We start from the raw sequence: 20,371 nt of genomic DNA, 5'->3' as shown, positions 1-20,371 counted from the left end.
ATTTTTGTTTACAAACAACAATAACAATCGTAAAAACAAAACCGGATGAAATGCAATGAGCGCCTATACACAGGAACCAACTATAATAAACGCTCCAGAGTTTCGAAAAGCTAAATGGACCATTACAATGGCCGCGTCCTTTGGCTGGTTTTTTGATGCCTATGTTATTACAATATATGCACTGACAATTCCCTTGATAGCAAAAACCTTTGATGTTTCGACTACGCTACTTGCAGGTGGATTGGGATCGATATTCCTCATCGGCTACACTTTAGGAACGATAATTTTTGGAACCTGCGGAGACATTTTTGGCCGAAAAACGATGCTTGGCGTGTCGATAATCGGGTATGGCATTGCTACCGCATTGACCGCCTTGGCGACTGGAATCGTTTCTCTGGCTGTGTTGCGCTTCATCACTGGTCTCGGAGGAGGTGGAGAGCTTGCGGTCGGAGCACCCTTCGTTAGCGAAGTATGGGACCGCAATCACAGAAGTTCGGGCGTGGGCTTCATGTATTCGTTCTATCCGCTCGGCTTTGTCTTCGCTGTTATAATGTTTCATTTGATCGCGCCGGTTTGGGGCTGGCGAGCGGTGTATGTATTTTCGCTCGTTCCCGCAGTGGTCATTCTGGTTCTTCGACTGCGTCTAGAAGAATCACCAAGGTTCCAGAAAGTTGTTTCGCAAATCAAGGAAGGTCATAGCAAGAAAACCCGCCTTATTCAAGCCGTAAAAAATCCGGTTTTAAGATATAGAATATTAGTAGGTTTTTTAATATTTGTATCGTTGACGTACGGTTACTATGCAATGGTCTTTTATATACCAGCATTTGTTGTTCAAAAATATCATTTGACGGCCGCGACGGGAGCTGCGGCGGTTACGTCCCTTCTCCAAATTGCCGGCGTGATTGGTGGATTGACTGGCGGAATCATAGGGGATCGGATCGGCAGAAGAATTCCTGCCATTGTCGCGGCGGTATTGCTTATGGGTAGCATTCTTCTCTGGTGGGGAGCCAATCTATCGCTGACCGGTTTTTGCATCATGACCGTTATTGGAGGCTTTTTAATCGCTTATGAGTGGGCAGTTGGAATCGTCTATGTTACCGAAATTTTCCCGACCGAAATCCGCGCAAGCGGCTTTGGCTGGAGTGCAGGATTAGCGAGAATTGTGTCTATTGCGGCACCTGTTATGACTCAAGTGTTGGCCGGCGCTCTGGGAGTTGCCCATGCAATTCAGGTTTCTGCCGTAATTTGGCTTTCGCTCATTGTCGGATATCTAATTTCTCATGAAACGCGCGGCACTGAGTTGGCCGATAAGATCGGGAGTCTAGTCCATAAACAGTGATATTTGGAGTGACGTTTTGTAATTGTTATGCAAAGCGGGCCCGCCGACGTCGACGTGCCCGCGTCATAGAGATCAGAGATCGAGAGTGTAGCACGAGGATTTGAATGCTTGACATCATTTTTGTCTGATATAAGATATAAAAAATCAGTTTTCCAAAGGAGGATGCCATGCGCCTATCCATGTTCGCCTGGCTCGTCGGTCTCGTCCTCATCGTCCTGCTTTATACGGTTGGGCCGGCGATCGGCTTCAATCACGCCACGCCGCCGATCCTGGGGATGCCGCCACTTTATTTCTGGTTCGTGCTCGTCCCGCTGCTCAACCCGGTCATTCTCGGCGCGGTTTATCTGATCGACCGGGACGAGGGCCGCAAAGAGGGTGTTATCGGCGACGGGGAGGTCTGACCTCATGGCGTCGCTCTATGAGGTTCTCGGCTTTGTCGCGCTCAGCCTTTTGCTTATCACATGGCTCGGCATCCGCTCCGGCCGCCGGACATCCGCAACGCTGACCGGATGGATGGTCGACGATCGCTCGATGGGGCCGCTGTTGACCTGGTTTTTGCTTGGCACGGAGATCTATACGGCATTCACTTTTCTCGGCCTCGCGGGTTTCGCCTATGCCAAGGGCGCTGGTATATTCTACAATGTCGGGACAAACGATGTCGGATATGCGCTGGGATTCTTCATCTTGCCCGCGATCGGGATGATCGGCCGCCGATTTGGTCATGTCACCCAGTCCGACTTCATTGCCGACCGCTATCAAAGCAAAGGCCTCGGGATCATCGTCGCTTTTTCCACCGCGATCATTTTGATTGCCTATATCGATCTCAACATCGTCGGCCTGGGTGCGATCCTTGCCGTCCTGACCAACCACCGCCTGAACCTACTGAGCGCGGACACCATCGGCTTTGCCGTGCTGACGCTCGCTGTGTTTTTCGGCGGAATTCGCGGCAACGCATGGCAATCGATGGTCAAGGACATCCTGATGTTCATCGCGATCGGCGCTTTGTTCTTCATGGTTCCATTCCGGTTTTTCGGTGGATTCGGCTCGATGTTCCACCGCATGGCGACAGAAATTCCAAAGCACATCACGATGCCGGGGCCGAGCGGCAAGCTTGGCCTTGGGTGGTTCGCCACTACGATCCTGCTAACCGGGTTCGGCCAGTGGATGTGGCCGCAATGGTTCAATGTCGCCTATACCGCCCGCGGCGGACGAACCTTGAAGCTGCAAGCGGTCTTCATGCCGCTCTACCAATTGGTCAAGATCGCGGTCATTACCGTCGGCTTCGCGGCCGTATTGATCTTCGCGGGCCATAAAGTCGCGGGCAACGACGTGGTGATGCTGATTGCGAAACAGATTTTTCCGGTGTGGTTTCTGGCGGTATTCGCGCTGGCGGCGGTGCTCTCCGCCATCGTGCCGGCAGGACCGATCATCATGATGTCCTGCACTCTGCTCGCTCACAATGTCTTTGCCAAGCTCAGGCCCGGCATATCGCCGCAAACCATATTTGGTCTTTCGCGTTGGCTCGTGTTTGCGGTCACTCTGGCAGCGTTGATCCTTGCGATTGTCGCCCATGCTCTGATCGTCGTCATCCTGCTCGTCGCCTATGATTTCATCGCCCAGTTGCTGCCGGGCATCGTGATCGGCGGCCTGTTCTGGCGGCGCGCCACCTTGGCGGGAACCGCCGCTGGACTCGCGGCGGGCTGGGGGCTTTCGCTCGCCTTTCTTCTCACCGGACATGGCCAGATATGGCACATGAATTCGGGATTTGTCGCTCTTGTGGCAAACATTATTGTATTTGTTCTCGTTAGTTTGGTGACGAAACCAGTTCCTGCCGAACAACTTGAGCCATTTTTTGCGGCCGCCAATCCATGGCGTCGACCATCGGCAATGCCTGTTGCAGCCGAATGAACGGTTTGGGTGACATGCGGTATGCATCTTATACCAACCGCCCTGGACAATGACCCATCACCCGTCATTGCGAGCCGGCGTCGGCCGGCTCGCAATGACAAATTCGCATCGGCATGTGTCACAGATTGAGGCCGCTGGTATTATATAAATTACATGAACAAGCGGCATTGGCTTACTGTTTTTCGCCTATCTCGGTGGGCGTGTTTGTAACGCGCATAATCACCGACTCTTCATTCTGCGATGGAGCGTGCTGCGTGAAATACCCAATTGTCGCGCCGCCTGGGACAGATTACCCTGGGCCTCCTCGATCGCGCGCGCTATCGCACTCTGTTTGACGTCCGCGAGCCGGACAGACCCGGTGGTAACGTTGGTAAAGTCAGTCGCCAAAATCAGCGAAATTTCCTCGACACTGACGTCTGGACTACCGCTCGCGAGCAATAATCCCTCGACCAGATTACGCAACTCGCGCACATTTCCCGGCCAGTGATAGGCGCGCAGCCGCGCCATAATGTCCGACCCGAACAGCCGCATCGCGACACCGTGCCGCTCCGCCACGGTGCGGTTGAAATGCGCGACCAACAAGTCGATATCTCCCGGTCGGCGGCGCAGCGGGGGCACGATGATGCTGGTCACGTTGATACGATAAAACAAGTCGCGACGGAAGCGACCCGCCGCGACCTCGTCACGCAAATCCCGGTTGGTCATCGCCACGAGCTGGACCGAAACACGCCGCGGCGTGGTATCGCCCAGCCGATAGATCACGCCTTCTTCCAAAGCCCGCAACAGGATCGGCTGCAGATCGAGCGGCAATTCGCCGATTTCATCAAGACAGAGCGTGCCGCCATCGGCGAGTTCGAAGCGTCCTGGCCGCCCATCAGCCGTCGCTCCGGTAAACGCACCTTTGACATGGCCGAACAATTCGGCGCCGACCAATTCTTTGGAAACCGCGCCACAGTTGAACACGACGAATGGGGCATTGAAATCGAACTCGCCATGCATTGCCCGTGCAAACAGTTCCTTGCCGACGCCGGTTTCCCCGTGGATCAGTACCGGGACCCGGTGTTTGGCCAATTGCCTGGCGCGTTTGACCGTCTCAAGTACCGGTTGGCTGACGCCGACGATGTGAGAAAACGCGCTGCGGGCGACATCGGCCTCCGATCCCGACGGTACGCCGCGCGCGGGCAGACGCGCTCGGTCCGGGGTAACGAGCATTGCGCCGATCGGTCTTCCATCGAGCATCACAGGATCAAAGCCATCGACCCGGAGCGATTCGGGGATGTGATCGAGCCACGCTTCCATCGGTCGATGCGGGTCAAAGCCGGGCATGCGCTGGCCCAGAGCCGCGGGCGTATCCATATGCCCGTTCATGTAAACGATGCGGCCGGCGCGATCGATAACGAGAATGCCGCCGGTCGCGGGCATCCGCTGCAGGCATGTCTCTAACAGGCGCACCCGTTCGAGGCTTGCGCGTTGCGCCAATGCTGTTTCGATCTGGCGCGCAGCCGCCACCGCAAGCGAGAGGTTGCTGCGTTGATAAGTCGATGGCGGGCCGGAAATATCGACGACGCCCAGGATCGCACCGGTGCCCGGTTCATGAATGGGTGCCGCAGCGCAGGTCCAGCTTTTGATCCCTTCGCAGAAATGCTCGGTGGCGTGAACCTGCGCGGGACGCCCGGTCGCGAGCGCGGTGCCGATCCCGTTGGTGCCGATGACATCCTCGCGCCAGTGGCCGCCACCCACCAGATGGATGCGTTCGCCCTCGGCGATGGTAGTGTTGTCACCAACCGTTTCCAGCACGACCCCGTCAGGGTCGGTGAGCAGCATCATGCAGCGGGAGTCGGCGATCATCTCGTTGAGGCGGAGAAAAATATCGGCCGCCGCTGCAAGCAGTTCGGTGTTCCGATGGCGCAAATGGCGCAAATTATCGCCAATCGCTGCGAGCGGCGCATGGCGGGACGCGGGATTGACGCCCTGCGCAAGGCTGCGTTGCCAGGACGAGACGACAAAGTTGCCGAGCGGCATTGTGGCTTCCGGCTCGCCGACCAGAAACCGTTCCCACGCCCGCATGGTATCCCGATCGGCTGACGCTGGTGCTTGTTGGCGCCACCCCCGATAGGGTTCAACCAGGAATTTCACGTTCGTCGATTCGAGTGGTTTCGAATAGGATCGCTTTACCATGATCCCTCCCGCAGCATGGCGATCGCGTCAGCAGGCCATGGCCGTGCCGATCATATAGATGTGATGCAGCGCACTTTCCACCGGAATCAGCTTCGGCCAAGTTTTTCAGCACCACCGCCGAGAGCCGGGCCGGCTGTGGGATCGACATAATCCGGCCGGTCGGCGATCAGCGTATGGGTGGTCAAAATCAACGACGCGACCGACACCGCATTGCGCAAGGCGCTCACGCTCACCTTGACCGGATCGATGATCCCGGCTTCATCCATCACCACCATCGCACCCGACCGCGCATCCAGCCCGGTGCCCGACGGAGCCGCGGAAACCTGCGCCACCATCGCCTCGGCGTCAAACCCGCTATTGGTCGCGATCGCGGCAAGCGGCGCGATCAGCGCGTCGCGCAGCAGAAGTGCCCCAACCCGTGCGCCATTGAGCAGCCGATCCGCGCTTTCTTCGAGCTCCGGCGCAATCTGCGCCAGCGCGGTGCCACCGCCCGGCACCACGCCTTCGGCGATCGCGGCACGTGCCGCGGCCAGTGCATCCTCGATCAATTGAGCGTGGCGCTTCTGCGCCACTGGCGTCGCCCCGCCAGCCAGTATCGTCGCGGTGCCGCCCGACAATTTCGCCAGTCTTTGTTCGAGCTTGTCGCGGTCGATATCGTTGGGCGCAAGATCGAGTTGGCGCCGCACCTGTTCGCGCCGCGCCGCGATCGCCGCGACATCGCCGTCACCACCGGAAATCAACGTCATGTTGGCGCCGATCCGCACCTGCCGCGCGCTACCCAGATCGGCACGCGCCGCCGCCTCGATCCGCCCACCAAGATCGCGCGCGATCACCCGCCCGCCGGTGATGATCGCGATGTCTTCCAGCATCGCCTTGCGCCAATGCCCGTATTCTGGAGGATGGATTGCCGCCACTGGCAGACCGCCCTCACGCCCGGCGAGCAACGCGGCCACAGCCGCCGGAGCGACCTCCTCGGCGATCACCAGCAATGGCTGATTGCTCGCCCCCACCAGTGCTCTGATCTGGCCAATCTCCGCCGCCGTCGTGATCTTCAGATCGGTCATCAGGATCAGCGGATCGTCCAGCACCACCTGCATCCGCTCCACATCGGTTACCATGTGATGGGAAATATAACCCCGATCGAAACTCATGCCGTCGGTCACGTCGAGCAGCGTCTCCACCGTGGCGCTGTTCTCCACCGTCACCATGCCCTGCGGCCCGGCCCGCTCGATCGCCTCGGCAACCAGCGCCCCGGTCGCGGCATCGTTGGCGGCGATGCTCGCGACTGCACGAATTTCGGCGGCGTCGCGTAGCGGCCGCGCACGGGCCCGCAATAAGGTGATTACCGCCTCGGCCGCCGCCTCCATGCCAGCCACGAGTTCGACCGGGCTGTCCCCGGCCGCCATCCGCGCCAGCCCCTTCTGCACCAGCGCATCGGCCAGCACCGTCGCGGTCGTGGTGCCATCGCCGGCGGTCAGGTTGGTCTGCATCGACACCTCGCGCAAAATTTGCGCACCCATATTCTCGAACCGACAGGCCAGTTCGATCTCGGCTGCGATCGATACCCCATCGCGCGAGACCATTGGCGTGCCGATCGGCCGATCGATGATCGCGTTCATGCCACGTGGCCCCAGCGTGCCGCGCACCGCGCGGGCAAGCTGCGCCACGCCCCGGCCAAGGGCCGCGCGCGCAGCTTCGTCATGAAGCATCATCTTGGGCATGCTGTTTCCCGATTCTCGTTCGTCAAGGTTTCTGGTTCAAAGATTTCGTGATAGCGGAGCCGCGCACCGCCCTCCGGGCAGAGCGCGGTCTCACTGGATCACCGGTCGGCGTATTTTATATATTCCATCGCCTCGTCCATATCGCCGAACAGCACCACTGTATTGTCATCGACCATCACCATCCGCCCGTAATGGGTCGATGTCGAAATCTCGAACAGATGCGGCGTCATCGTCCGTCCGAGGGATTCCGAAATTTCATCCATCTTGAAGGTGATCTTGCCCTCGCCGTCGATGCGGATCAGCGCCGGCTGATAGGTAACCGTGATGCCTTCCTTCGTGGCCATCACGTCGGCGATCGCGCGCGCCTCGACGCTGTCGTTCATCGTAACACCGCACTGGTGAGAAATCGTGTCCTCGAAGCGGACATCCTTCATCGACTTGAAAATGGTAGCGGGATGAGCCTGTGTCATGGGTGTTTCCTTTTGTTGCCTTGATCGGGATCCGGCGGTTTTGCGGTCACTGGTCCAGCGTGGCGCGCACGTCGAAGCCGATTTCGGCGGCGATCGCGCGAGCGCGGTTCTTCGCGAGGTCGAGGACATCGGTGAACTGCGCCGCTTTCACCCGTGGTTGCGACCAGATCGGCTGCAACTGATGCGCCGCCAACAGAGCAAGCGCGCCATGCTTGTTCATCCAGGAGATCAGCAGTTTCCGGTTGTGCTCGCCATGAGTTTCGTCAAGCACCAGCAGGTGGAACAGTTCGACCGCATTGGCGAGGTTGCGTTCATAATCACCCTCGGCCGCGGAAACCACCGCCGGCGTCACGAAATCGTTCTGGGCCGCGGCCATCTGCATGATGAAGCCGCTGCGGAACAACTCACCCACCAACGGCTCGAACACGATGTTGGTGACGAAATATTGTTCGAGGAAATCGCTCGTCCCCATGACCGTCTCGATCGCCTGGCGCGTGCCCTGCCAGACCGGATCTTCCAGCCAATGCTGTTTGCCGGCCTCCTGGTCGAACCCTTCGATATCGAGTGCCAATTCCCCGAGGTAGAGTGTCAGATCCTGGGAAAACCGCAGCTTATAGGAGGAATTGGTCAGGATCGCATTGTTGATCATCTGGGTATAGCCATAGCGCTGCGCCTGCATGGTCGCGGTGCCCAGGCCGAATTCGGCATGTTTGTAGGCGCCAAGATGATCAGTCAGAACCTTCACCCATGCCCGATCGAACCGGCCCGGCGCGCCGGACCGGCGGCCATTCTCGATCACGTTGCTGATCATGCCGACAATGGTTGACTGGCGCTGGTAATGGGTGCGTTCCCACTCCTGGTCAATCGCGCGGAACTGATGCCAGTTGGACGATTTCAGCGCGGTCCAGGTTTTGTCGTAGGTCGGCGTGCCGTCGGCAAAATTGATGATCCAATCCTGCAGCAGATACCGCTCCGGATCGGGCTGGACATCGACCGTCATGTCCTCGTAGTGGCTCGCCTTGCGGCCTTTGGGTTCGAAATAGTTATACTTGCGGCTGTCGGACCCGGCGAATTTCGCGGACCCGGCGGCGCCTGACTTCTGAATAGTCTGTGTTTCCGTCACGCTCATCTTATCTCTCCCGATTTATGGTTCAGTGGGTTGGGCGGCTCGGTTCCGCGCGGCGATTACCGTACCGCGGTGGTGAACTTGTCGAAGTAGATGTGCTCGGGTTCGACCCCGGCCATCTGCAGCACCGGCAACACCGCATCGATCATCGGCGGTGGGCCGCAGGAATAGGCGTCTATTTCGCCTTCGAAACCTTCGCTGCGCAGGTGCTGGGCCAGAACCTCGTGGATGAACCCGGTTGCGCCGGTCCAACCATCGCCGTCTTCGGCGTTCGACAAAGCCGGGATGAATTTGAAATCCGGCAACGCCGCTTCCAGCTTTGCAAAATCATCGAGCAGGAACAGATCAGCTTGAGTGCGCGCGCCATAGAAAAACCGCACGGGGCGGCGCTCGCCGCTTTCCACGTGATCCTGCAAGATCGACTTCAACGGCGACATACCAGACCCGCCGCCGATCAGCAGCATCGGGCCAGGCCGCTCCTCGCGCCGAAAACAGGTTCCGTAGGGTCCTTTGGCGGTGAGTTTGTCGCCCGGCTTCAGTGCGTCATCAAGAGCTGCTGAAAAGGCACCCAGCGGATATTTTTTGATGATGAACGAGAGTTTGTTTGGCTCGCTCGGCGGATTGGCCATTGAAAACGACCGCGTAACCACCCCGTCCGGGAGCGTAATATCGACATATTGCCCCGCCCAGAACCGCAACGGCTGGCCGAGCTCGATTTCCAGCAGCCGAATGTCGTGAGTGAGCTTCTCGATCCGCGTCAGCCTCGCCTCATAGGATTTCACCGGAATTGACCGGCGCATCAAGTCCTCGTCGTAATTCAGCAGCTCGATCTCAAGGTCACTGTAGGCGTGGGTCTTGCACAGAAGGATGTGCCCGGAATCGCGCTCGTAATCCGGCAAGGCAAAGGTCGAATATTTCAGCAGTTCGATATCGCCATTGACCAAAAGAGATTTGCAACTGCTGCACTGGCCTTCCTTGCAGCCATGCATCACCGAAATGCCCTGGCGGAACGCCGCGTCGAGCACGGTCTCGCCTTCCTCGACCTCCATTTCGATGCCGACCGGCTCGAACCGGACCTTGTGCGTCGCGATATCCGACATTACGTTTCCCGTTGGTGTTATTCAGGCGAAGCCAGAGAAAAATCCGGACGCCGTGTGAGCGACGTCCGGAGGAGCGGAGCTGAAAATCAGTTCAGGGCATTGATCACGAAGCCCTTGCGGTATTCCGCAGCGGCTTTTTCCTTCTCCTCCACGGAAAGCTTGCGGAAATTCATGAGCGGGCTGCCCAGCGTGTGACCACGCACATCATCGAGCGTCCACATCTTGCTGTCGTCAAAATGCAGATGCGGTTGCGGGACGAGGGTTTTGCCGTCGTTGCGCACGAAGCCGAGATCGGTGATCGCATCGGCAAGATCCCAACCATCGTAGCACGACTCCCACTCGCGCCGGCCGCTGAAGCGACCCATCGCCGGCGTCGGCCGCCCTTCATATTCGGCGGCGAACGCAACCTTGTGGGTCCAGCGGCAAGTTTCCGAACAATAGGTGTAAGTCTTGCCGTCAACCTCATCGTAGCAGAAGTCTTCACGAATCAGGCACGGCACCATGCAGCTCCAGCAACGGTGCGGATAGACATATCCCGTATCGGTATTGAACAGGATGTTGGTCTCGCCCTTGTGGCTCAGTTTGGCATACCATTTCCAATATTCACCGAACTTGGCATACCAGCCGGGATATTTGTGCTCGAACCACTCAAAATCGCGGTCGGTCTGCGCTTCGATGCGCCAGAAATTCACCGGCCAACCGACCGAGAAGAATTGGGCAGTGTAGTGGACGTAGTGGTTCTTGACGATTCGGTCCCACGCCGCCGCGACATCGTCGTGATGGATCTTGATGCCGTATTTTTCGAGCGGCAACATGTAGGTCCGGTAATAGTCCTCGTAGATCCAGCGATGCCACAGCTCGGCATAGCTTTCCTTGTTCCTGTCACGATTGGTCGTACCGTATTCGACGAAAGTGCCGATCGCGGCATCGACGATCGCGTGGTTCTGCCAGAACGCATATTTCAGATCACGTTCGAGCAGCAGATGATTATCCGGGTCGTTGATCAAGGACATCAGCAATGAATGGCCGTTGCCGATATGCCGGCTTTCGTCGGACTGAACCGACAGGAACACCGTCGGCAGCGCATAGTCACCATTGCGTGCCGCCTCTGACGGCATCGCGACAAACAAAGTGTTCGTGAACGCGGTTTCCGCTACCACGGTAAGATAGATATTCGCCGAGGTGATCGCGTCACCGGTCACAAAGCCTTCCGCGAATTGCCGGCCGATGGTCGAGGCATAGCATTTGCCGAACGCGGCTTCGGTGATGTCGAACCCTGCCGGATCGATGTAGTTCTCCATATACCACTTCTTCAGGTTCATCTGAATCGTGGAATGACGGAATTCGTCGACCATCTGCATCGCAAAGCCGGTACGCAGTTCTTCTCCCGGCGCCAGGCGTCCCACCATCGCCATCGACCGCGCGGCGGAAATTTCTGGGAACGGAATGATCGCCAAGAACAGCTTCATCCACTCGACCCAGCGCGGTTCGACATTGCGGAACATGTCGCCGCGCAACGCCGCGTCGAGCGCGCCATAGACGCGATTGTCCTTTTCCTCCTGCATCGGGAAATACGACCGTAAAACCTGCTTCATCGGGTCGCGCGGAGTTTTCTTGATCTTATAGTCGGTGGGAAAGGTCATCGCTTCCTGCACGTAACTCGGCGTCCAGCCGAGATCGGCGACGCGACGCGTGGCCTCGTTGATACTCATACCGCGCTGGGCGGTAATCTTGTTGAGCGTTAAACTGTCAGGCATCTTGGATTCTCCCGATATCATTGCAAAACTGTCGCCGTGTCGGCAATGCGAAACGCGAAGTCACGGCAATTGCCATTGGCGCAGAGAATTTTAAGCATAAATCGTGCCATTGAATTAATCACGCTGAATGGCAGGAGATTTGCGATACTCCGCGTCGCGATCAACGATTGCACTATCGCAGAATGCGCCGATCGTGCATCGCGCATGTCGCAGGATGCGACAGATGCGATCTCGACCAGCAAGAAATGGTCTTGCCATATCACGACATCGCACCATCGTCGGGCGGCTCGGTGAAGCTCTTGCCTTCGGCGATCCAGCGCGCGGCCAGAACAAGAACACCCATCGCAAAATCCTTGCCGTGGGCCGCGATCATTTCATCGGCTATAGCGCCCACGCGCACAAAGAATGCGTCCTTGGACGTCTGTTCGTCTTTCATGAGCGTATTCCTGTTCGAAACAGAATATCTGGCAGAGCGACAACACCGGCTTCGTTATCGTCGGTGGCAAAGACCAGGGACTCACCATCGGGCGCATAAGCGAGATGGCGGATCGCGGCGCCCTCCGCACGAACCTTCATGCGACCAGGAATTTGCGGTTGGCACAGAAAAATCGTGCCCAGTGCATCGCCATAAGCGATGATCGGGCGGCGCGGATTGCACGCCAAGGCCGTGACGCCGGCCGATTGTGCAACACAGACTATAGGCTTGTCGCCATTGCCTTGGGGCCAGCATAAAATGGTGCCGTCGATCGCCGCGATCAGTGTGCCTTCGGCACTGAAGCCGATCGCGGCCGGTGTGCATGGCTGCGCCATCCGGCGCGGCAACGCGGCGGTGTCGATGCACGATATCTCGATTGCATTCCCGGTGGCCCGATGAGCGAGCATGGTACCATCGGGACTCCAGGCAAACCGCCCTGCCGCTTCGGCTGAACCAATTGATCGGACCCGGCGAACACCAGCTATGGCGAGCATGACGCCCTCGCCATGGCCGATAGCGAGGTTCAGGCCAGGGGGATCATAGGCCAGCGCTCTGACTGAAGTTGGCATCGCGATGCGGCGGGCGTCCGGCCCGAACATATCCACTTGACGGCCTGCCACCATGGCGCAACGGCCGCCGCGACCGGCCCCGACATGGGTAATTGTTTTGCGAGGATGGTCGGCGATGGTCTTGATCTCGCCATTGGCGATGTGCAGAAATCGTCCGTCCGCACCGCCGGAGACGATCCCGCCCGAAGGCAGGCTGGCCAACGACAATACCGCATCCCGATGGGCGGCGATGATGGTGGGCGGTGGCGGTGGCGCCTCGCCGGCCCTGATTTCGACTCCACCGCCTGGCCGATGCGCCAGGGTTGGTGCGCCGGGCCATCGCGCGTGCAGCATGACAATCGCACCATCGGCCAGCCCCAGGCACGCGACCGAACCATCCCAGGCCAGGGTATTGATCGGGGAAGTGAACACGAAGCTCGCACCTAGAAGATCGAGCAAAGACGGCGGCTGAACCCTGGTACGCTTTAAGGCATGCTCTACGGCATTCCGGGGGCTCACAGTTATCGCCTCCGTATGTCGGTGCCGTGCGGCCGCGGCGCTTGGCCCTGCCGCATGAAATCCGCAAGTCCCGGTTCCGGCGGCAAGGCGGCGGATGTGGTGCCGTAGCGGGCAGCAAGCAGCCCACGGCAAAGCGCTCCGTTGAACTCCGCGTTCAGCCCGACTCGGCGGATGTGGCGGAGATAGACATGCAGCGTCTCCGGCATGATCGGCTCGCCGGCGCGGGTGACAAAGGCGCTTGGCAAGCCGTGCGTTAGAGGACGACGTACGAGATAGCGCATACGCAAGACGATACCCTCGTCATCAAAAGCGAGGCGTTCGAGCCCGGACACATCGAGGTCAAGAATTGCAACGGGATCATGTCCAAGCGACAACATGTGGCGTAGCAAGGCTTCCTGTCGCCGTTCGAAGGATTTCAGGCCAAAGTGAAGGCGGATGCTGGCCAGATCGTCGCTTGCCTCGGTGGGAAACGCCTCGGCGAAATCCTTGCCTTGTGCGATCCCATCGTTGATTTCAGCGATGAACATATGCTCGTCGAGCCGGATACTCGCACGTGTTACCCAGGGCAGCGACAAGACGGCATCGCGCATATCGGCCGCCATGAGATAGGAGAAATTCGCCGCACACCAATAGGTCGGCAGACGGAAATCCACGTTCACGCCATCGTCGTCCGTAATATCGATCGCGATGACGAAGCCGAGTTCGACCACGCTCTCGTCGAGTTCCGGATCGGTCACCTGATCGAGAGCGGCGCGCACCGCATCGATGCGCACCTGTCCTCGATCGGTCACGCGACCTTCGCCTCCATACGGCTAAGCTTCGTTTTCTGGGCCGCGATATCCACCCCGTAGAGGCGCGCCGCGTTTTCACCGAGGATTTTTTTCTTGGCGGTGAGCGTCAGTTCCTTACCGGTCTCCTTCATCACCTCGTCCGGCAGTTCGAACGCCATGAACTTTTCCACCAGCCATTGCGGCGTCCAGATACCGTAATCCGAGCCGAACAGGATACGGTCCTCACCCAACCAGAACAGCAGCTCGGAAATTACCTTCGCGAAGTATCCTGGCCGCGAGTGGATGAACGGCAACACAACCGCGAGACCACCATAGACGTTCGCTTCCTGGACCGCGATCCAGCAGAAATCATCGAGGCGCGGCAGGCCACAATGCTCGACGATGAAGTTCAGATTCGGGAAATCCGTTGCACAATGGTCGATGTCGGCGACATCGAAAGCGTCGCGGTCGAGCGGGATGATCGTCGGCCCTTTGTGGACGTGGATGTTCTTGATCCCGAGCTTCTCGCAGCGTTCCAGATATTTATACGCTGCTGGCTCGGAAAGCTTATAGCCCCGGCTGTCGCCTTTCCATTCGGCGGTATACAGTTTCACGCCTTTGATCTTGTGAACCTCGGCCATCGCATCCAGCGCATCGAGCCCGCCTTCGCCATCGCGCGGGTCGAATGCGCCGTTGAGAATGAACCGGTCGGGGTAGCGCGTCTTCAGAATGGCGTTCTGCTCCAGCGTGTTGAAGCCGTTCTTGTAGAAATCCTTGAGATAGGTCGGCTGGAAGATCGCCATATCATCCGGCCCGTCGATGAATAAATCCCGCACCATCTGCTCGGCGCCGTATTTGGCGAATTTCTCTGGCGCCCATAGCTGTTCGGCCGGCGAAAGCGAGGCGTGATAGCCATAGAAACAGTCGATGAACTGTTTACCGTGGATGTTCCTGATGTTCTCCGGGCTCGCATCCCACAGATGCACATGCCCGTCGATGATGAAGATTTCCGATCCGTCTTTCGCCTTATACATTTTTGTTCCGCTTCCTCAGTTGTGGTTGATCACAATGTTACGGGATCAGCACGGCACGGCCACGAACGCGGCCGTTGTGGAGATCGTGTAGTGCGGTATTTGCATCTTCGAGCTTGTATTCGCGGGTCGCCAGCGTGACTTTTCCCTGGTCCGCCAATGCCATCAGCTCAATCAACTCGGCATAGGTGCCGACCAGATTGCCGACGATGGTTTTCTCCGTAGTGATCATATCGATCGTAGGAATATCGATCTTTCCGCCATAACCAACGATGTAATAGAAACCAGCGTTGCGCGTCATCGCCAATCCCTTGGCGATCGCATCGCCCTCGCCGACAAAATCGATCACCGCCTCCGCGCCCTTACCTTTGGTGATCCGTAAGACCTCGTCGACCTCCGACCCATCGGCCTTCACCGCGAAATCGGCGCCGCATTCCTGCGCGAGTTTCAGCGCCATATCGGCGCGGTCGACAATAATGATTTGTGCGGCGCACAAGGCGCGCAGCACCTGGATGCCGATATGGCCGAGGCCGCCCGCCCCGATGACCACGGCATATTCGCCAGGCAGCAGGTGCCGTGATGCCTTCTTGGCCGCGCGATAGGCGGTCAATCCTGCGTCGGTATGCGGGGCGACATCCTTGGGGGCCAGAGTTGTCGGCAGCTTGATGATCGAGCGCGCGCCGGTACGCAGATACTGCGCGTAGCCGCCATTAGCATTGATGCCCGGAAATTCACTCTCCTCGGCGTGCATATCCTCGCCGCGCCGGCACGCGAGGCAATGACCCGAGGTGATCAGCGGATGGCAGATCACCGGGTCGCCAACCTTCAGATGCGTCACGCCGGACCCGATCTCCTCGATCCAGCCAGCGTTTTCGTGGCCCATGATATGCGGCAGCGCCACCTCGACCTTGGAACGCCAGATCCCCTCGATGATGTGCAGATCGGTCCGGCACACCCCGGCGCCACCGATGCGCACGATCACATCATTGGTGCCCTTGATCGCAGGGTCCGCCACATCCTCATAGGTCACGAAGACCGGCTTCTCCAATCTCTCGTCGTATTCGTGCAGCACGGCTGCCTTCATGGCGCGGTTTCCTTGTTTCTTGGTCTGAGTCCTATCCATGCATCGGCCATGCCAAAGCCGCAGCAGACTGGAATCCGTGGGCGACGAGCGGCAAGCTGTTCCGTTTCGCAACAACTATGAAAAAGACTTGTTCCGTCGCGCGCCAATGGCGTGTATCCACAAATATTGTGCGTAGCAGACACACCCGGCATAGATCGGGGCGCCGCGCCAAAGCACGTAAGAAGATTGCTCGCACACGCAGTCGGAGGAAACATGCTGCCCCAACGCGAGACCGTTGCGCGCCTGAGCCAAGCGCGTGCCTTGATGGAACGAGACCGCGCTATCCCGCCGGGCCTGGTGCCCGCAGCTATCGCCGAAAGCTGGCGACGCTGCATCGCGGTCGGGCTCGATCCACGCCACCCTCCGAAAATCGCTCGGCTTTCGGCGACAGCTCTCAATCGTTCTCGCGCTGCACATGAAACAGTGTACCACCTTGCCCGCGCCGAGATGCAGGCGCTGCACCGGCAACTCGGTGCCCACAGCTTCGTCCTCGCCTTCGCCGCGCCTGATGGTGTGCTACTCGATACGCTAATGGTCCCCTCATGCCGGGCCGACATCGAGGCGTTCGGGATCATCCCCGGCACGCTGTGGCACGAGGACAAGCAGGGCACCAACGCGCTGGGTACTGCGATGACAAATAGTCAGCGTATCGCAGTGCGTGGTGCCGAACATTTCTTTGCCGATCATAATCGGCTGAGCTGTATTGCCGCGCCCATTTTCGGCCCCGATCACACGCTCGCGGGCGTGCTCGATGCGTCCTGCACTGCCGCGGCCTATGCGCCGCACGCGCGCGCGATGGTCGCACTCGCCGCTGCCCAGATCGAGGCCCACCTGTTCCGCATCACTCATGCCGGGCAACGGGTACTGACGCTGCATGGCCGTACGGAATTTCTCGATACCGCCTATGCCGCCCTGCTGGCGATCGATGAGGGAGATCGGGTGATCGCCGCCAACGACCAGGCGCGGTTCATGCTGGCTGGCCTGCCTGAACCGACGGGTGCCCCGCTGTCTGCTCTGTTCGAACCGGGGAGCGCCACGGCGTCCCGCGGACTGATCATCATGCTGACCGACCGGACCGGCCGGGTGTTCCGTGCAAAGTCGGATGGGACGCGGCTCGGTGGCACGCGGGCGCGGGGCGTGGCATCAACGCGGCCGGCCCCGCACCAACGCGCCCCAGGTGAGCCCGTCGCGGACGATCCAACCACCCGTGCCGCGCTCGATATGGCCGGGCGCGCAGCACTTCGCGGCATGCCAGTGCTGATCCGTGGCGAGACCGGCACAGGTAAGGAGGTCGCGGCGCGTTACGCCCATCACGCCTCGGGCCGGAGCGGAAAGTTCGTCGCCATGAACTGCGGCGCGATCCCGCCCGATCTGCTCGCCGCAGAATTATTCGGCCACGCCGAGGGTGCGTTTACCGGCGCCCGACGGGGCGGCGCGCAAGGTCTAGCTGCGGAGGCCGATGGCGGCACGCTGTTTCTCGACGAGATCGCCGATCTGCCGCCCGGCGTGCAAGTCGCGCTCCTGCGGTTTCTCGACGATTTCTCGGTGCGGCCGCTGGGTGGCGGTGCGCCGCGCGTGGTCGATGCACTGCTGCTTGCCGCGACCAATGCCAATCTCGCTGGGGCAGTCGCCGAAGGACGGTTCCGCGCCGATCTCTATTACCGGCTTGCGATCGTCGAAATTCTGCTCCCGCCGCTGCGCGAGCGAACAGATTTCGCCGCCCTGGCGCGCACGCTGCTCGCTGCCCTGGACCCGGCGTTGCATCTGTCCGATGCGGCGATCACCTGCCTCGCCCGGCACAGCTGGCCCGGCAATATCCGCGAGTTGCGCAACATGTTGTCGCGCCTCGCCCTTACCGGGCCGGACCACATCGACGAAGACGCGGTCGCGGCCCTGCTGGTGCAGACCTCGAGCGAGCCGGTCATGGAGCATTCGGCGCTGCGTGACCTTCAGACGCGACAGATCACGGACGCGGTGCGCGTGGCGGGCGGGAATGTCAGTGCCGCCGCGCGGCGTCTCGGCGTGTCCCGCAACACAATCTATCGCGCACTCGACCGAAATCCTGGGTCGGCGATGCGTCGCTGAACGTCGGCCGAAATCGGCTGAGCGTTCGATTATGGAAATCCCGTCTGAATCCCAACGTATGGCCCGCCCCGTCTGCAAGTAGTTTTTTGTCAGATGAACCGTGTAGTCTGCGTCAACGTATCCGGCCTCGGAGTAAGCTCCCGGCCACGATGGAGATCCGCGCGCTCTGGTTCTCATAACTTCGACGGCGTCAAGTCCGCCATTGGGTCTAGCAGATTTCCAGAATACCGATCGACTGTCAGGCCATCTTTCTTCCACCACCCGCAAACATCATGGACCGGTTAGCCGATCATCATATCAGCACCGGTCGATTTCGGTCACGCCGTCACACCAACGGCTTTCGCGTCAAATTTGTCGCCGTGGCGTAGGACGGCCCACGCAATCCGCGCCAGCTTGTTGGCCAATGCGACGACCGCGGCGTTCTTGTGCACCCTGGCCATCAACCCCCGCAGCCAGCCGCCCAGTGGTGTAGCACTGGTCAGCAGACCTGGCAGGGCGGAGCGCGCGCCATGGATCAACTGCTTGCGCAGATATCTGTTGCCGCGCTTGCTGATCCCGGCAAGCCGGGGCCGCCCGCCCGTCGTGATCTGACGCGGTACCAACCCCAGCCAGGCCGCGAGATCCCGACCCCGCGAAAACGTCTCGCCCTTGCCGATCGCAGCGATCAGTGCGGTGGCGTTGATCGGGGCCGATACCGGGGATCGAAAGCAGCCTGCAGGCCGCCTCGTCGTCGCGGGCACGGGCAACAAATTCGTCGTCGAAAGCACCGATCCGGTGATCCAGTTCGCGCCATTCGTCCCGCATGTCCCCGATGAGAGCCTGCATTCGTGGGGTCAACGCGATGCTATCCTCGTCGTTCTGATCGAACCGTGCCACCAGGTAATGCTCGAGCTTGCGCCGTCCCTTCGGCACGGTAATCCCCCGTTCGAGAAGGATCGCACGCAGCTGGTTGATCAGCGCCGTCCGTTCACCGACCAATCGGTCCCGCGCCCGATGCAACGTCTGTAGGTCGAGCTGCTCCTCGCTTTTGAGTTCCACAAAGCGCATCGTCGGTCGGGTCGCCGCTTCCGCGATCGCCTCGGCATCCCGATCATCGTTCTTCTGCGCCTTCACATACGGGCGCACATATTCCGGCGACATCAGCCGGACCGTGTGACCCTGAGCCGCCAACAGCCGCCCGAGATAATGGGCGCCACAGCACGCCTCCATGGCGATCACACACGCCGGGATCTTCGCCGTGAATACCGTCACGCTGTCCGGCCGCATCCGGCGCCGCTTCACCACGGCGCCGCTCGCATCCAACCCCGCGAGGCTGCAGCTGTTCTTGCCCAGATCGATCCCCAATACCGCAAGCTCTTTCGCCATGGCACATTCCTTTCCTTCCGGTGGCCCCCGCAGACTACGCCGCGGGGAAAGGGGCGGGCCATTCCATAACTTCGATCCCAGCGCCTTCCACTTGTAGAACGTCGCCTCGCTCACGCCGTGCTTGCGGCACACGTCTGCCGTCTTCGCCCCCGCCTCCTGCTCGCGCAGGATCCCAATGATCTGCTCCTCGGTAAAACGCGATCCCTTCATCTCCGCCTCCTGCTCAGGCGGACTCTACCTAAAATCGGAGGAGTTTCAGGGGCTCAGGTCAACCCCGCCATCGGGGTGCCAGAGGATCACAGTCGATAGACATTCGAGCACCCCGCCCATCCTCAGATTTGGATTTCGAGTGAGTTATAATGAAAGTGGTTGCGGGGACACGCAACCACTTGCGCTCACGTACGCCTAACTGCGATCAATAAGTCCCAGCTCAGCCACCGGCCCGAAAGGGGTTAATGATTTGCAGCCCTCCATCGAGGGTCATTCCGTGTTGCATGTCTTCCGACCACAGCGTTTCGCAACCGGCGTGGAGTGCCGAGGCAGCGATCATCGCATCGTAAATGGAGAGGCTGTAGCGCTCCGCGAACGCCAGTCCGGTTTCGTGGATCTCCAGCGTAACCGAATGGACCGTCAGCAGCCCACGCAGCATAGCCAGAAAGGCGTTCGTATCAGTCCAGGACATCCGCATCTTGCGCCGCGCGACGTTCGTGAGTTCGTTTAGAGTCTGACTCGGAACTCATGTGTAACGAGCGAGTCGGCGGGTGAGGAGCATGACGGATGCGGCGTAGAGGAAGGCGGTAGCGGAATGGATTGTACCCTCGAAATCCTTTGCCAGACGCCGGTTCCGGTTGAGCCA

The 20,371-nt window shown here is 59.6% G+C and carries 15 protein-coding genes and 4 pseudogenes; 4 read left to right on the top strand and 15 right to left on the bottom strand.

Going from position 1 to position 20,371, the window contains the following annotated elements:
• Window positions 1-55 precede the first annotated feature (55 nt).
• From AiwAL_RS14050 to AiwAL_RS14040, 3 genes are all read left to right on the top strand, one after another.
• Window positions 56-1,339 carry an MFS transporter gene (locus AiwAL_RS14050; RefSeq protein ID WP_262312884.1) on the top strand — a complete coding sequence of 428 codons (1,284 nt, stop codon included), beginning with the start codon at window positions 56-58 and terminating at the stop codon, window positions 1,337-1,339.
• 167 nt (window positions 1,340-1,506) lie between these two features.
• On the top strand, window positions 1,507-1,740 hold the full coding sequence (locus AiwAL_RS14045) for a hypothetical protein (RefSeq protein WP_235705324.1): 234 nt from the start codon (window positions 1,507-1,509) through the stop codon (window positions 1,738-1,740).
• A gap of 4 nt (window positions 1,741-1,744) precedes the next feature.
• Complete coding sequence (locus AiwAL_RS14040; protein ID WP_235705325.1) at window positions 1,745-3,247, top strand: sodium:solute symporter; 1,503 nt, start codon at window positions 1,745-1,747, stop codon at window positions 3,245-3,247.
• A 219-nt stretch (window positions 3,248-3,466) separates the two neighbouring features.
• Here AiwAL_RS14040 and AiwAL_RS14035 read toward each other — a convergent pair whose 3' ends face one another.
• The 11 genes from AiwAL_RS14035 to AiwAL_RS13985 form a co-directional block, all read right to left on the bottom strand.
• Window positions 3,467-5,314 carry a sigma-54-dependent Fis family transcriptional regulator gene (locus AiwAL_RS14035; protein WP_262312883.1) on the bottom strand — a complete coding sequence of 616 codons (1,848 nt, stop codon included), beginning with the start codon at window positions 5,312-5,314 and terminating at the stop codon, window positions 3,467-3,469.
• Between the two features lie 197 nt (window positions 5,315-5,511).
• Window positions 5,512-7,146 carry a chaperonin GroEL gene (groEL, locus tag AiwAL_RS14030; RefSeq protein WP_235705327.1) on the bottom strand — a complete coding sequence of 545 codons (1,635 nt, stop codon included), beginning with the start codon at window positions 7,144-7,146 and terminating at the stop codon, window positions 5,512-5,514.
• 98 nt (window positions 7,147-7,244) lie between these two features.
• Window positions 7,245-7,616, bottom strand: a complete 372-nt coding sequence (locus AiwAL_RS14025; protein ID WP_235705328.1) for an MmoB/DmpM family protein — start codon at window positions 7,614-7,616, stop codon at window positions 7,245-7,247.
• Window positions 7,617-7,662: 46 nt separating this feature from the next.
• On the bottom strand, window positions 7,663-8,745 hold the full coding sequence (locus AiwAL_RS14020) for an aromatic/alkene monooxygenase hydroxylase subunit beta (RefSeq protein WP_262312882.1): 1,083 nt from the start codon (window positions 8,743-8,745) through the stop codon (window positions 7,663-7,665).
• A 56-nt stretch (window positions 8,746-8,801) separates the two neighbouring features.
• Entirely contained in the window at window positions 8,802-9,842 is a 1,041-nt protein-coding gene (locus tag AiwAL_RS14015) for an NADH:ubiquinone reductase (Na(+)-transporting) subunit F (RefSeq protein ID WP_235705330.1), read from the bottom strand.
• Between the two features lie 86 nt (window positions 9,843-9,928).
• Window positions 9,929-11,599 (bottom strand): aromatic/alkene/methane monooxygenase hydroxylase/oxygenase subunit alpha, encoded by a 1,671-nt coding sequence (locus AiwAL_RS14010; RefSeq protein ID WP_262312881.1) that lies wholly within the window; start codon window positions 11,597-11,599, stop codon window positions 9,929-9,931.
• A gap of 259 nt (window positions 11,600-11,858) precedes the next feature.
• A complete protein-coding gene (locus tag AiwAL_RS14005) occupies window positions 11,859-12,035 on the bottom strand; it encodes a hypothetical protein (RefSeq protein WP_235705333.1) in 177 nt (58 codons plus the stop codon).
• Window positions 12,032-13,054 (bottom strand): WD40 repeat domain-containing protein, encoded by a 1,023-nt coding sequence (locus AiwAL_RS14000; protein ID WP_235705334.1) that lies wholly within the window; start codon window positions 13,052-13,054, stop codon window positions 12,032-12,034. The genes AiwAL_RS14005 and AiwAL_RS14000 overlap by 4 nt, the downstream gene beginning before the upstream one ends.
• A gap of 89 nt (window positions 13,055-13,143) precedes the next feature.
• Complete coding sequence (locus AiwAL_RS13995; protein WP_235705335.1) at window positions 13,144-13,932, bottom strand: metal-sulfur cluster assembly factor; 789 nt, start codon at window positions 13,930-13,932, stop codon at window positions 13,144-13,146.
• A complete protein-coding gene (locus AiwAL_RS13990; RefSeq protein WP_235705336.1) occupies window positions 13,929-14,945 on the bottom strand; it encodes an amidohydrolase family protein in 1,017 nt (338 codons plus the stop codon). Before AiwAL_RS13990 ends, AiwAL_RS13995 begins: the two co-directional genes overlap by 4 nt.
• 37 nt (window positions 14,946-14,982) lie before the next feature.
• Window positions 14,983-16,026, bottom strand: coding sequence for an NAD(P)-dependent alcohol dehydrogenase (locus tag AiwAL_RS13985; RefSeq protein ID WP_235705337.1), 1,044 nt, complete (start codon window positions 16,024-16,026; stop codon window positions 14,983-14,985).
• Window positions 16,027-16,278: 252 nt separating this feature from the next.
• Here AiwAL_RS13985 and AiwAL_RS13980 point away from each other — a divergent pair, with 252 nt between their 5' ends.
• Window positions 16,279-18,150 (top strand): sigma-54-dependent Fis family transcriptional regulator, encoded by a 1,872-nt coding sequence (locus AiwAL_RS13980; protein WP_235705338.1) that lies wholly within the window; start codon window positions 16,279-16,281, stop codon window positions 18,148-18,150.
• A 317-nt stretch (window positions 18,151-18,467) separates the two neighbouring features.
• Here the strand turns inward: AiwAL_RS13980 and AiwAL_RS13975 are convergent.
• From AiwAL_RS13975 to AiwAL_RS13960, 4 pseudogenes are all read right to left on the bottom strand, one after another.
• Window positions 18,468-19,515, bottom strand: a pseudogene (locus AiwAL_RS13975) (IS110 family transposase).
• Between the two features lie 81 nt (window positions 19,516-19,596).
• Window positions 19,597-19,725 (bottom strand): annotated as a pseudogene (locus AiwAL_RS13970) (transposase); the annotation flags it as partial.
• 220 nt (window positions 19,726-19,945) lie between these two features.
• A pseudogene (locus tag AiwAL_RS13965) lies at window positions 19,946-20,236 on the bottom strand (PIN domain-containing protein); the annotation flags it as partial.
• A 15-nt stretch (window positions 20,237-20,251) separates the two neighbouring features.
• A pseudogene (locus AiwAL_RS13960) lies at window positions 20,252-20,371 on the bottom strand (IS5/IS1182 family transposase); the annotation flags it as partial.

The organism is Acidiphilium sp. AL, assembly GCF_025499445.1.
GTDB classification, from domain to species: Bacteria; Pseudomonadota; Alphaproteobacteria; order Acetobacterales; family Acetobacteraceae; genus Acidiphilium; species Acidiphilium iwatense.
This window is presented reverse-complemented; position numbering and strand designations above follow the sequence as displayed.